This window comes from Staphylococcus petrasii (assembly GCF_002902565.1).
GTDB lineage: Bacteria > Bacillota > Bacilli > Staphylococcales > Staphylococcaceae > Staphylococcus > Staphylococcus petrasii.
The window spans coordinates 1-12,324 of the sequence record NZ_PPRC01000083.1; the positions used below are offsets into that span (position 1 = coordinate 1).

The following is a 12,324-nucleotide window of genomic DNA, read 5'->3' on the forward strand; positions in this document are numbered from 1 at the left end:
AGACAGTTATATTGCAGTGAGCGATGAGCCTGCGTATATGTATATAAATAATTATCAGATTTTACAATACAATACTGTTATTGGAAATATGGAGTGACAAACCTATCTCTCCATTAAGTTATTAGTCTAATTTATTATTGCAGTAATTGCTTAATAGTAAAAGACACCTATAAATTATAAAATAGATGCCTTTTACTGTTTTTTTATATTAACTTAAATATTTCTCTTTGAGCTTTTGAAATAGAATAAAGCATTTTACTGATTTCTTCGTAAGAATAGTTATCAATATTTTTGGCAATAGTTTCTAAATTTAAAGCTAATGTACCCGATTGACTACGTGCCTCACTAATGTCCCAAGTTTCAGTTGCATTTCTTGCCTCTTGTTTAGAAATCTTACTAAAATGATTATAAATTTCTTCAGCGATATTAATTACATCATCATATTTTTTCATTTAATATCCTCCAATTCTATTGAATTCATTTTTTATACGATTATATATATCAATTTAGCATAATACTTAACTTAAAGTGTATTATTATGTATAAAAAATTTCTAATAGATTTATATTTATATTTAATAGGGCAAATAAAGGGCATATATTTAAAATAAAGGGCAAAAGTATTAAATAGTTAGCGCGTGGACAAGTTAGATATCTCATTTCAAACGTCACTTTTAAAGTGGCGTTTTTTTGATAATTAGAAAGGTAAAAAAACAATAAGGGCACGTGGGAGTACCCTGAAAGAACTACGTTGTTAAAGTTGAAATGATTTTTTCTTTATCTGACCAATGTAATATTAAAAGATTTTCATGTTCTGCAGCATAACGAGCTTTATCATTAATAGGATGATCAACATCGTTGGCTATAATAAACATTCTTGGCGTTTGATTATTTCTAGAGGGTCTATTAGTTTTAACATCTCTATACATATACACATCATTAGTTACTTTATTAAAATCTAAATTGTTTGCAAAGTTAATGAGCTTTTCTGGTTTGGATTTTGTTTCAGGCAGAATATAGTCGATAGAATACTTTATACCTGATTCACCGGACACTGATACTTCGGCAGTTCCCGCTAACTCTTCTTCATAGAGGAAGTTAAAAACGTCTTCATAGAACAGAGACGAAACATTATTTTTAGAGGTTATTGTAAGATCATAGATTTTTAAAATACCTTGAATTAAATCGTGTTTAGATTGAGCGAAGCTTTCATTTTTGACATGAGCAATAATTTCGTCATCTTTTAAACTTAAGTTAAATTGATTTAATATGCATTGTATTATCCTATTTCTAGCTTTAGTTTTTGTGTTTATATTAGCCATTTTTAATTCATTTAAAGTTAAACCATCATCTGATAAAATGATTGATTTATCAGGCAAAAAATCAACGTATATTCTAATATAATCATTTAAGTGATTTCTAAAAGGAGTGGTAATTTCTGTAGAACTATCCATTTTTTTGTATTTATAACTTTGTTTAAGCCAATTAAAATATTCGTTCATTTTTTGTTCGATAAGTTCCATTAGTTATCACTCCTTTTCCAATTAGAATAAATTTGGTTCTATTATAACATTATCGTGTTTTATATTAGTATAATCCATAAAAAAATCTAGCGATTCGATAAGTTCATCCATTAATTTTAAATCCTCGATTTCTTTTAACGGAATAGCTATACCTCCATTATCGTATTCATCGGTAATAATATGTATATGTGGCGTAGGTATTCTTTCGTAATTTGGTGGGTTAGCGTGGTCGCTCCCATTCACATCAAATCTAATCATATTACTTTTATAGTTAACGCTATTTAATAGTATAGTTAAGTTATGAGGATTTCTATGTCCCCCTTTATTTATTATAAGAGTAAACTTTTCTGTATCATCAATAATATGAAATAATTTATGTTTAGTCTGTTCACCAACACTAGGTATATTAATTATATTATTTTCAAAAACTTTGATTTTGTTAAGCAATTTTTCGTATAATTCTTTCTCCATCCCTCAACCTCCTTTATTCCGCCATTAATATGGTAGACTAATTAATTTGCGTAAATGTTATTTTAGCTCTTTTTCAATCTTTTCTCCCTTAACTCTACCTTTATCATCTACTTCAGTTTTAGGATCTTTCCTTTTCTTTGCGCTCTCTTCTACATCTTTAGTGCCACATGCCCCTAAAATTAATGTACTTGCGAAAATTAATGCTAAGAATTTTTTCATAATATATATCCCCTTTGGTTTGTTTTTAATAATAAGATTTTATAAAAACATCAATTTTTTATTTAAAAACAATTTTATCTTCGTCATAAGCATCAACTGAATAACCTACATATGCATGTGTTTTTAATATTAAATGTTTTGGTTCGCTTTTAAATTCATATTCATAAATATTAAATTTGAATTCTTCTGTTATTGTTTGGTGTTCTTTTAATTCAACATCTGTGTGTAATGTAAATGTTTGTAATTCATTTTCTAAAACAGGAAATTGACTATTTTTATCAGGATTTTCATATCTTTCTACTAAAGTTAATGAAATTTTGTTAATAGTTTGAGCAGAACTACCACCCTCTATTCTTACAATTCCTTCCAAAGTATCATTACTATGAATACTTTTATTTTTTACTAAAGTTTCAACCTTCACAGAGTTTATTCCAATAGAAGCAAGAAGATTTTCAAACATAGAATCAAATCCTTTCTGATTATTTTTTAATTATACAATTACCATAACACTAATCCACTCTATGCAATTTAAAAACTCTCAATGGCTCAAACTGAATAACGTATTTGCCATATCGAATATATAAATAATTCTATCATTTTACTAATTTAAAATGTATAACGTATATAAAATATTAAGTTATTAATTATTTTAAGACGTTGATAGAAGCTCTGTGTTGCATTGAGAAATGCAAAGACGGATAACTTAATCACAAAAGGTTTAGTATAGTGAATGCATATAACTAAATTATTCAAATATAGATAAATATTTACAATTTAAAGAATGATGAAAACTTTTAACTAACATCAGATATAAGTCAGTTAGTCCAAGACAAAATATACATAACAATCTTTCATTGATCGGTACACCTTAAAAAGGATATATTGATACTAAAGAAGTTAAATATGCATATCCACATTCTGAAAGAGTAACAAATGTTAAAGTAGATAACATACATATGATTTAATAGTTTCTGACGGTGCAAATTATGTATTTGTTGGTAAAACAACTGTGGTAGTTAAGGGCAGCGACATCTTTTACTTAGAGTTTATGTCATGACATAATTATGACATAATGGATTGGAAAAACTAAAAAATATGGTATAATAAAATTACGGAAACGGCTTTAAATAGGGATTGTTAAGAGTTATTTTATAGTATTTTTAGGTGTACTTAATGCCAGGAATGATGTAGTAAATAACTATTATTAATTTATATATTTATTGAGTAATATTAAGGTTTGTTTTCTATGAAAATAGGAAGCAAACCTTTTGTTTTTATAATTGAAAATTGAAGCAATAATAAGTTAATAATATTTAATCGGTGGTAAATATAAAGTAAAGCCAATGGAGGTCATTATTATGGAATTAATAGGAAAAATTATAAGTTTCACTATGGAAACAATTTCTAATTGGTTAGGTAGTAATGATTTAATTGAAGATATAAAAAATGGCAAAAGTAAAAAGAAATAGTTATAAAATAAATAAAAGACGCTTTTCTAGAGAAATTTCTTTAGAAAAGCGTCTTTCTATTTTCGCTACTAAAAATCATTTTAAAGCAATTCTATCAACCAAACTCCCATTAAAATGAACACTACAAGTGAACCAATGAACCAATACAAATTTTTAGTCACATGGCCCGGACTGGTAAACGCATATAGGTATAGATGATAGATTGCAGATACAAACGATATAATTAGTAAAAGTGAGAAAATGAAAACCATACTATCACTCCTGTTTATATTTGATTGAGTAGGACAGTAAAAAAGAGGAACTAAACTAACTTAGTTCCTCTTACATATTATTTTAAATCGTCAATTGCTTGTGCGATTGAATCGAATACATGTGGAATATCTTCTTTTTCAACACAACTAAATGCAATACGAATATCTGTGTCATTTAACGCAATAATACCGATCGAATATTTATCGATTAGATGTTTACGTAATTCTTCTGGATTTACGCCATTCACTTTAACTGCCATGAAGTAACCAGAATTAAAGTCATAAGCTGTCCAGTGATCTTTATATTTATCGTCATAAACAACTTCTTTAGTCACTTCATAACGTGATTGTAATGTATCGATATTTGCTTGAATTTCTTTATCAAATTGCTCGTGATGTTCAAGTACATATTGAATCGCACTTTGTGAAGGCATTGGACCACTTGAAATATTACTTCTAATTAAACCTTTCACTTTAGCTTCAAGTACATCTTTAGCAGTGTCATTATTTAAGCCAAATGTAATGAAGCCTACACGTAAGCCCCATGCAAAGAATTCTTTAGTAGCACCATCTAAACGAATAGGTAAAATGTTTTTAGAATCTAATTGCGTAATTGCTGTGAAAATAGATTGCGTATAAACATCTTCATAGAATAAGCCGTAGTATGCATCATCTACAACAGCAATCACTTTCGTATCTTTATTAGCTAATTGTTCAATAGCTGAAACAATTGTTTTAACTTCGTCTTTAGTAGGTGTATAACCAGTAGGGTTATTCGGATAGTTTAAAATTAATAACACTTTATCTTGGTTACAATTTTCTAATGTTGAAACTAATGAATTTGTTGTATAGTGACCATCTTGATCAAAGATTGAATAAGTTTCAATATTAGCACCGTGTTTTGTATCAAAAATTAATTTATAGTTACCCCAGTTGTGTGTAGGTAATAATAAAGTATCACCGTTATCTACAAATAAATCAGCTACTAATGATAAACCGTGAGTTAACGCATTAGTTACGATAGGGCGACTAATAGTTTGTGCAGTTAAATCAGGATTTTCTTTTAACATTTTTTGTTGCCATAAATCTCTTAAGCTTTCGATACCTTGTGGTGGTGCATATGGAAAGACTTCATCTGGAGATAAATGGTTATACACATCATATAAAGCTTGTGCATACATTTTGCCATCATTATTTGTAGCCATTCCAATTGTTGCATTATACTTCGTTGATTTCGCTTCTGCTGATTGAGACAGAATACCTTTAGGATAGTACATTGCTTGGCCCAAATTTGAAAGCATGCTTAAAATTTCAGGACGTTCATCTACGAGTTGATCATTTAAATTTTGTGCTAAAGGGTTCATAGTTATAACCTCGCTTTAATTTTATCATTCATTCTTATATTAACTTGATTTTAAATAAAGATAAAGTCTGGTTATAGTAAGGGCAATGGATTTTTTAGTTATTTCTTTAGAAGGGAACATTTGTTCGCTTTTTATGTTAAAATGAGGACAGGTCATCACAAGATATGACACTTTTCATTGTGGAGGTGTAGTGTAATGTCGTGGTTATTAGAAGGTATGATGACTCTAATTACAGGAGGCATACTAGTTATTTTTCGAGTTTGGTTGGAATCAAAGTGGAAGAATAAATAGATGACCTTACACAAAAACCCCTAACTTGCCGCTACAAGTTAGGGGTTGTGTAATGTAATACGTGGATACAACTTAATTTTAACATATGATAAATAAATTTCAATTTACAATTGCTATGAAGGTTTACATATAAAACGATGAATTTGTTATAATTAAAACAATGAGGTGACACAAAATGATGAAACACTTAACCAAAATATTTGTTGGTTTAGCCATCGTCTTATTTGTTGTTAGCTATTATTTACAAGCGACAGGACATGAAAGTCAAGGTATTAAGTTACTATTGGCAGCTATTATGTTTATGATATGTGCTTTTATTAATCGAAGTAATGATAGACGTAAAAATCGTAAATGAATTGATTTTTCAAATTTAAAATAATCAATATAGTTAATTCTAAGCAGAAGTAAGATGATGAGATCCATTCAATCGAAGCGGATTTCTGTCTTGCTTCTTTTTTAATGCACTAAGTGTATCTATACAATATATACACTTAAACCTTAAATAATCCTTAATTTTCAAGAAATTCAATAAAAATGCTTTACAAATCTGTGTATACTGTATATATTATGTATATACAGTTATTAAAGGGGGACAGCGATGAAGATAATTTTAAAGAACACCAGTGAACAACCTATTTATGAACAAATTAAGCAACAAATTAAAGAGAATATTTTAAAAGGTTATGTTGAAGCGGGTAGTCATTTACCTTCCATGAGAGAATTAGCTAAAGATTTACAAGTGAGTTTAATTACTACCAAACGTGCTTACGAAGATTTAGAAAAAGATGGCTTTGTCACAACGATTAGAGGTAAAGGAACATTTGTGAAAGAACAAGATAGTTCAATTTTAAAAGAGAAACAATTCTTTGTGATTGAGAATCTAGCCCGTTCAATGATTAAAGAAGCTAAGACCATTGGCATGCCTCTAAAAGAGTTAAAGGAAATATTAACTTTAATTTATGAGGAGGAAGAAGAATGAATGCAATCGAACTTAGAAATGTAAATTATAGTAATAAGTCTTTTGCGCTTAATGATATTTCATTCGATGTTCCTCAAGGTTTTGTTACAGGGTTCATTGGCGGTAACGGCGCAGGTAAAACAACAGTCATTCGATTAATTATGGATTTATTAGAAGCAAATAGTGGTGAGATTAAAGTTTTCGATAAAAAGATGATGAACGAACCACAGTGGATTAAAAATAAAATAGGTTTTGTTTATTCTGAAATTTATTTTAATCAACAATGGACAGTCAAGAAGTTAGAAAGTTTTATTTCTCCATTTTATACAGACTGGGATACAGAAGTGTTTCATCATTATTTAGAAAGATTTAATTTACCATATAAAAGTAAGGTCAAAAACTTTTCCACTGGGATGAAGATGAAGCTCTCACTGGCAATTGCATTAAGCCATCACGCTGAGTTATTCATATTCGATGAACCAACAGCTGGTTTAGATCCCATCGTTAGAAACGAAGTACTTGAAATTTTACAGCAAGAATTGATTGATGAGAATAAAACAGTGTTTATCTCAACGCACATCATTTCAGATTTAGAAAAGATTGCAGATTATCTTGTTTATTTAAAAGATGGTGAAGTAAAAATTCAAGGCTATCGTAACGAATTGCAAGAGCAATATTTCATTGTAAGAGGTGATACTAAAGATTTAGATGAAGAATTAAATCAATTATTTCTATATAAAGAAGAAAAGGCTACAGGTTATCTAGGATTTACACAACAAGCAAATGTATTTAAAGAATTGTTTGGTAACAAAGTCGATATTAAACAGCCTTCTATAGAAGAATTAATGATTTACTTAGAAAAATCTGATCGCATGCATTTACATCAAGAAAAACCTCAAAGTGAGTTGATACAATGAAACAGCTATTAATTAGAAACTTTAAATTACGTAGTTGGACGATTGCTTTATACATTCTGTTGCTTGTAATTAATCCTATTTATGCCATGGTGATGGCTAATACAACATGGAGCTTTATTATATACACCCCAGTTGCCATAGCATTAATGTTAGTCAGTATTTTAGATTCAGGACATTTATTTAGAATTCATAGAAGATTAGGTGGTAAATCATCTTATTTATTTTATGAAAGCTTACCTGTTTCTAAAAAAGACATGTTAAATGCAAACTATATCACATGTATTGTCTTAACATTATTTGGAGCACTTATTATAGGATTATATAATTTTCAAGCTACGAATATTGATATTAATGATTTACGCTATTCTACAGCTATTTCATTCGTATATGTCAATTTCTTCAGTATTCCTATTGCTTTTCAGAAAAATACTGAACGCAAAAGTGAACATATTTCTTACGCAGCTTACATTATTTCAATGATGTTAGTTATACCGTTTGCGATTGCTTTAGTGTTTACAGCATCAAATGCATTTTTATTAAATAATGCATTAAATACACAGCTATATGCGAAATTTATCAATTATGGCTTACTACTATTAAGTGTTTTATGGATGATAATTAATTACATTATTCAATTTAGACATATTAATCAACGTATTAAAAAGGAGGGCTTTTATGAAGCTAGAGAACATCACTAAAACGTATGGTTCTAACAACGTTTTAGATAATATCGACTTTGATTTTGGAAATAGCCAAATTGTTGGTTTAATAGGTAAAAATGGTGTTGGTAAAACAACTTTAATGAAAGTAATGAACGGCAATATTATTAATTTTAAAGGAAAAGTAGATCTTAAAGACGACGAAAATGTCGGCTATTTAATTGAACATCCTAAACTTTATGACAACAAAAGCGGCTTATACAATCTAAAATTATTCGCTCAGGTGTTAGGAAAAGGATTCGATAAGGAATATTCAGATAAGATTATCGATGCATTCGGCATGAGACCTTACATCAAGAAAAAAGTTAAGAAATATTCAATGGGTATGAAACAAAAGTTAGCCATTGCAGTATCACTAATGAATAAACCAAAATACTTAATTCTTGATGAACCTACAAATGGTATGGACCCTGATGGTTCAATTGATGTCTTAGAAACAATCCAATCATTAGTAAATGACTTAGGAATGAAGATTTTAATTTCAAGTCACAAACTGGAAGATATTGAATTGATTTGCGATAGAGCAGTCTTCTTAAGAGATGGACATTTCGTACAAGACGTTAATATGAAAGATGGCGGCCCTCAAGATCATACATCAGTTAAAGTAAGTCGCGACGACTTCAACACAGCACTTGAATACTTAACAACGCATTTCAACGTTTTACAATCTCATAAAGAGAGTGGCGAAATTAATATTAAAGCACAACAAGATTATCAATCATTAATTAAAGCACTTGTTGAGAAGAATATTTATCCTAAATTTATTGAAACACGTAAAAGTTCGCTTCGAGATACGTACTTTAATATTAATCAGAGAGGTGACAAATAAATGAGAAGTATACAATTAGTAAAATATGATATTATTAGTTTCTTTAAAAGCTATTTAACATATATTGCTTTATTACTTATTTGGGCAGTATTAGGATTAATTACAATATTAATGGCTCGTAACAACGATAAAGTAGATTACACAATGATTTTACCAATGGCAAACTGGATGTTCTTATTCTTTGGATTACTAGTAGTTATCAAAACAATCACTCGTGACTATTCTCAAGGCACAATCCAACTTTACATGAATAAAGTTAAAAATAGAATTGGCTATGTCGTTGCGAAAACAGTTTCTATTGTTATTATTTCATTCATTTTCACTTTAATTACTTATTTAACAATGTTAATTATCGAAGCAGCTACAGATGGTAAAAATTTAGATGGAGATAAATTCTTAACAAATATTTGGTTCTATCTTATCTTCTTACTATTCTTTGGTTTATTACTATTCTTAGTAACACTTATCGTGCAAAAACCAGCTGTAATCTTTACTTTAGGTATCTTCTTAGTATTTATTGTACCTTTCGTTCAACCATTCATCGGTTTAATTCCAGAGTGGGGCGATAACATCCAGAAATCACTTAAATATATCCCATTCAGCTATTTAACAGAGAAATCTAATTCTGACAAAATTAAATTTTCAAATTGGCAATGGTTCATTTCAATTGCATCAATTGTTGTTTTATTCATTGCTAATGTGGTTTACGCTGCTAAACGAGATATTTAAGCTAATAAAGAAGTCTGGGCAATTCACCCAGACTTTTTTTAATACTTATACTGACAACTTAGTAACGATTGAATCATACACTTGATTCCATAATTCTGTGTCATTTTTATATTTTGAGGCAATTTCTTGATGTACTTCTTTTTCTTTCTCTTCATAAGTTGGATCGTCTTTCGCAGGTAATTTCTCTGCTCTTAAATCAGTGACGAACTCTTGAGCTTCACGTGCTCTAGGACCCCAAACATTCACTTGTTCATAGTTATCATTTAAGAAGATAAAGATAGGAATCGAACGAGCTGTCCCATTAGTTAAATAACGATCAATTAAATTAGTGTCTTCATCTCTGTGAAATACGCGTACTTCAAGATTTAAATATTCGCTGATACGCGCTAATATAGGAAGATTCATCATTGCGTCTCCGCACCAGTCTTCTGTAATCACTAAGACTTTTGAAAATGAAGCACCTTTTAAATTGTCAATTTTACTATCATTGGAAGGAATACTAAATGCATCATATATTGCCAAGACGTTGTTTTTATTTGTTGTCATGTCGGCAATATAATCTTCGAGTGGTTGGCTTTTTTTGTAATATGTTTCTAAGTTAGACATAAGTAAAACCTCCTTAAATAAATTTACATTATTATAACAAGTTTTTTGAAAAATTGATATTTTTAATACTTTTGATAAAAATATAATAATTTTAAAATTAAAAAAATCTTATCCTTATAATTCTTGGGATATCTTTGTAGGAAAATGAATTATTATGATATATTTAATTTAATACTATTAAAGTGGTGATTATTTTGCGCATTCAGAATAGATGGGTTGTTTCTATTATCTTTGCTATTTTAGCGTTTGCGGTAGTCATTGGTCTTACGATCTATAAAAATGAGAAGACTGTTGATTTAACAGATGTAAAGATAAATAATATTCAACTCAATCAACAATTCGATAAATCTAATTATACTGTGAATCATCATATTAAATTAGACAGATATGAATTTTATAATGACAAAAATCATAAAAATGTGACAGTTAAAGTTAAAAAGAAACATAATAAAGTAAAAGGTATCGTCGTGGTCAATGATTCGAAAGTGGATACAAACATCGGCGTTCATATAGGTGATCATGTAGATGATGCCATTAACTATTTAGGCGATAATTATCGTAAAGATAAAGTTGGTAAAGGCTACGATGCAATTATTTATGTAGATAAGGAAAATCATATGAAATTATCTATACTTTATAAAAATGATATTGTGAAACGTATTGAATTCTTTAGTCGTTAATTTTTGCATAATATTATTAAAGAGATAAACAAATTAAGAAAGTATGTGAAAGAGAAATGGATAAAATTACTTTTTTAACTGAACTAGAAATGGAATTGAAAGAACTACCAACAGAAGAAAAAGATAAATTAATGGATGACTACGAAAACCATTTTTTTAAACAGGAAACACAAGGTAAATCGGAAAAGGAAATATTATCTCATTTAAGAGAACCACATGCAATTGGCAAAGAATTAAAAGCTAAAGAAGCAATCACACATGCGAAAGTTACGCCTAACTTACGTAACATTATTAGAGCAATCATGGCGTCCTTAAGTTTGGGCGTCATTTCATTTGTTTTTATCATTATCCCAATCATTATCTTTCTTGGAATTTTATTTTTAGTGTTTCTATTTTCAATCTTTCTCATACTGTTCCCACTTATCTTAATTATTACGGGTTTCGTAAAAGGCGTCCAAGATTCTTTTAGTAACTTCCTTTTTAGTGTTTCGTATAGTGGAATAGGAATAGTGCTCTTTGCGATGACAATGATTATTACGCGAAATATATATAAACTCGTTTTAAAATACTTAACTTGGTATATTCAAACTGTTAAAGGAAGAGTTAAACAATGAAGAAAGCGATAATTACAGGTTTAGTTATCTTTATAGGTTTTTTCGTAGCTGGAACGTTAGTATGGTTTGTCCATGATAAAGATGAATATAAGAAAGTAAAGTATAACAAAGAATTTACTAATAAAAACCTAAATATGCTTAACATTGATAGCTATTCTTCTGATATTGTTATCAAAAAAGGCAAACAATTTAGAGTAAAATATATTGGTGATAATGAGATTAAAGTTTTCACTAAAAGAAATGGAATTAATATAAAAGAGCGTCGAGCTGCAGATAGAGGATATAGTTTTAATGTCAATCCCTATAATCTAAGCAAATCTACAATTTACATTACTATTCCAGAAAAAGGATTAAATAAATTACAGATTGATGCCACAATGGGTGAAGTATCACTTGATAACCTGAAAGTGAATGAGGGCTCAATTCATAAAGATGGTGAAGATATCTTTATTAATCAATCAGAACTAAAAAAATTTAATATTGAAAGTGACACTAGTCATGTATTTATTAAAAATAGTTTGGCTAGTAATATTAAATCAAAAACACATTTTGGTGATGTATTAGTAAGTAATTCAAAAATTAAGAATTCTATATTTATAAGTGATAATGGAACACTTAAATTTATAGATATGGATAGTGAATCAGATTTAAAAGGTTCAAGTAAACGTCAATCAATCATAATGAG

The 12,324-nt window shown here is 28.9% G+C and carries 17 protein-coding genes; 10 read left to right on the top strand and 7 right to left on the bottom strand.

The genetic code is table 11. The annotated features are described in order from the left end of the window. Nucleotides 1-203: 203 nt before the first annotated feature. The 6 genes from CD127_RS10730 to CD127_RS10750 form a co-directional block, all read right to left on the bottom strand. Entirely contained in the window at nt 204-452 is a 249-nt protein-coding gene (locus CD127_RS10730) for a hypothetical protein (protein ID WP_103366706.1), read from the bottom strand. A 293-nt stretch (nt 453-745) separates the two neighbouring features. After that, complete coding sequence (locus tag CD127_RS10735) at nt 746-1,522, bottom strand: DUF1828 domain-containing protein (protein ID WP_103366707.1); 777 nt, start codon at nt 1,520-1,522, stop codon at nt 746-748. Nucleotides 1,523-1,543: 21 nt separating this feature from the next. Next, nucleotides 1,544-1,993, bottom strand: a complete 450-nt coding sequence (locus CD127_RS12975; protein ID WP_380493274.1) for a DUF6978 family protein — start codon at nt 1,991-1,993, stop codon at nt 1,544-1,546. A 57-nt stretch (nt 1,994-2,050) separates the two neighbouring features. Continuing rightward, the gene (locus CD127_RS12710; protein ID WP_011275321.1) at nt 2,051-2,212 is read right to left on the bottom strand and encodes a hypothetical protein; all 162 of its coding nucleotides are present in this window, start codon (nt 2,210-2,212) and stop codon (nt 2,051-2,053) included. A gap of 58 nt (nt 2,213-2,270) precedes the next feature. After that, nucleotides 2,271-2,672, bottom strand: coding sequence for a sporulation protein (locus tag CD127_RS10745; protein WP_031464183.1), 402 nt, complete (start codon nt 2,670-2,672; stop codon nt 2,271-2,273). Between the two features lie 1,337 nt (nt 2,673-4,009). Next, the gene (locus CD127_RS10750) at nt 4,010-5,296 is read right to left on the bottom strand and encodes an aminotransferase class I/II-fold pyridoxal phosphate-dependent enzyme (RefSeq protein WP_103366708.1); all 1,287 of its coding nucleotides are present in this window, start codon (nt 5,294-5,296) and stop codon (nt 4,010-4,012) included. 195 nt (nt 5,297-5,491) lie between these two features. Here CD127_RS10750 and CD127_RS10755 point away from each other — a divergent pair, with 195 nt between their 5' ends. The 7 genes from CD127_RS10755 to pmtD all read left to right on the top strand — a co-directional run bounded on the left by CD127_RS10755 (nt 5,492) and on the right by pmtD (nt 9,739). Next, nucleotides 5,492-5,587 (top strand): Trp-rich small protein, encoded by a 96-nt coding sequence (locus CD127_RS10755; protein WP_103299085.1) that lies wholly within the window; start codon nt 5,492-5,494, stop codon nt 5,585-5,587. A 178-nt stretch (nt 5,588-5,765) separates the two neighbouring features. Next, on the top strand, nt 5,766-5,942 hold the full coding sequence (locus CD127_RS10760; RefSeq protein WP_103366715.1) for an SE1626 family protein: 177 nt from the start codon (nt 5,766-5,768) through the stop codon (nt 5,940-5,942). Nucleotides 5,943-6,185: 243 nt separating this feature from the next. Then, nucleotides 6,186-6,566, top strand: a complete 381-nt coding sequence (gene pmtR / locus CD127_RS10765; protein ID WP_103299084.1) for a PSM export ABC transporter transcriptional regulator PmtR — start codon at nt 6,186-6,188, stop codon at nt 6,564-6,566. Beyond that, the gene (gene pmtA / locus CD127_RS10770) at nt 6,563-7,462 is read left to right on the top strand and encodes a phenol-soluble modulin export ABC transporter ATP-binding protein PmtA (protein WP_103299083.1); all 900 of its coding nucleotides are present in this window, start codon (nt 6,563-6,565) and stop codon (nt 7,460-7,462) included. The genes pmtR and pmtA overlap by 4 nt, the downstream gene beginning before the upstream one ends. Beyond that, the gene (gene pmtB / locus CD127_RS10775; protein ID WP_103366709.1) at nt 7,459-8,160 is read left to right on the top strand and encodes a phenol-soluble modulin export ABC transporter permease subunit PmtB; all 702 of its coding nucleotides are present in this window, start codon (nt 7,459-7,461) and stop codon (nt 8,158-8,160) included. The genes pmtA and pmtB overlap by 4 nt, the downstream gene beginning before the upstream one ends. Continuing rightward, nucleotides 8,138-9,010 carry a phenol-soluble modulin export ABC transporter ATP-binding protein PmtC gene (gene pmtC, locus CD127_RS10780; RefSeq protein ID WP_103366710.1) on the top strand — a complete coding sequence of 291 codons (873 nt, stop codon included), beginning with the start codon at nt 8,138-8,140 and terminating at the stop codon, nt 9,008-9,010. The genes pmtB and pmtC overlap by 23 nt, the downstream gene beginning before the upstream one ends. Further along, nucleotides 9,011-9,739 carry a phenol-soluble modulin export ABC transporter permease subunit PmtD gene (pmtD, locus tag CD127_RS10785; RefSeq protein ID WP_103299080.1) on the top strand — a complete coding sequence of 243 codons (729 nt, stop codon included), beginning with the start codon at nt 9,011-9,013 and terminating at the stop codon, nt 9,737-9,739. 45 nt (nt 9,740-9,784) lie between these two features. Here the strand turns inward: pmtD and CD127_RS10790 are convergent, their stop codons facing one another. Then, a complete protein-coding gene (locus CD127_RS10790) occupies nt 9,785-10,345 on the bottom strand; it encodes a thioredoxin family protein (RefSeq protein WP_103366711.1) in 561 nt (186 codons plus the stop codon). Between the two features lie 194 nt (nt 10,346-10,539). Here CD127_RS10790 and CD127_RS10795 point away from each other — a divergent pair, with 194 nt between their 5' ends. The 3 genes from CD127_RS10795 to CD127_RS10805 form a co-directional block, all read left to right on the top strand. Further along, nucleotides 10,540-11,025 (top strand): hypothetical protein, encoded by a 486-nt coding sequence (locus CD127_RS10795; RefSeq protein ID WP_103366712.1) that lies wholly within the window; start codon nt 10,540-10,542, stop codon nt 11,023-11,025. Nucleotides 11,026-11,081: 56 nt separating this feature from the next. Further along, nucleotides 11,082-11,639 (top strand): HAAS signaling domain-containing protein, encoded by a 558-nt coding sequence (locus CD127_RS10800; protein ID WP_103366713.1) that lies wholly within the window; start codon nt 11,082-11,084, stop codon nt 11,637-11,639. Then, the coding region (locus CD127_RS10805; RefSeq protein ID WP_103366714.1) for a DUF4097 family beta strand repeat-containing protein at nt 11,636-12,324 on the top strand (689 nt) is incomplete at its 3' end. The genes CD127_RS10800 and CD127_RS10805, both read left to right, overlap by 4 nt.

Coding starts and splice junctions, on each gene's coding strand:
- pmtB (WP_103366709.1), top strand. CDS start 7,459: ATGAAACAGCTATTAATTAGAAACTTTAAATTACGTAGTTGGACGATT.
- pmtD (WP_103299080.1), top strand. CDS start 9,011: ATGAGAAGTATACAATTAGTAAAATATGATATTATTAGTTTCTTTAAA.
- pmtR (WP_103299084.1), top strand. CDS start 6,186: ATGAAGATAATTTTAAAGAACACCAGTGAACAACCTATTTATGAACAA.
- pmtA (WP_103299083.1), top strand. CDS start 6,563: ATGAATGCAATCGAACTTAGAAATGTAAATTATAGTAATAAGTCTTTT.
- CD127_RS10730 (WP_103366706.1), bottom strand. CDS start 452: ATGAAAAAATATGATGATGTAATTAATATCGCTGAAGAAATTTATAAT.
- CD127_RS10750 (WP_103366708.1), bottom strand. CDS start 5,296: ATGAACCCTTTAGCACAAAATTTAAATGATCAACTCGTAGATGAACGT.
- CD127_RS10800 (WP_103366713.1), top strand. CDS start 11,082: ATGGATAAAATTACTTTTTTAACTGAACTAGAAATGGAATTGAAAGAA.
- CD127_RS10755 (WP_103299085.1), top strand. CDS start 5,492: ATGTCGTGGTTATTAGAAGGTATGATGACTCTAATTACAGGAGGCATA.
- CD127_RS10735 (WP_103366707.1), bottom strand. CDS start 1,522: ATGGAACTTATCGAACAAAAAATGAACGAATATTTTAATTGGCTTAAA.
- CD127_RS10745 (WP_031464183.1), bottom strand. CDS start 2,672: ATGTTTGAAAATCTTCTTGCTTCTATTGGAATAAACTCTGTGAAGGTT.
- CD127_RS10790 (WP_103366711.1), bottom strand. CDS start 10,345: ATGTCTAACTTAGAAACATATTACAAAAAAAGCCAACCACTCGAAGAT.
- pmtC (WP_103366710.1), top strand. CDS start 8,138: ATGAAGCTAGAGAACATCACTAAAACGTATGGTTCTAACAACGTTTTA.
- CD127_RS10760 (WP_103366715.1), top strand. CDS start 5,766: ATGAAACACTTAACCAAAATATTTGTTGGTTTAGCCATCGTCTTATTT.
- CD127_RS12710 (WP_011275321.1), bottom strand. CDS start 2,212: ATGAAAAAATTCTTAGCATTAATTTTCGCAAGTACATTAATTTTAGGG.
- CD127_RS12975 (WP_380493274.1), bottom strand. CDS start 1,993: ATGGAGAAAGAATTATACGAAAAATTGCTTAACAAAATCAAAGTTTTT.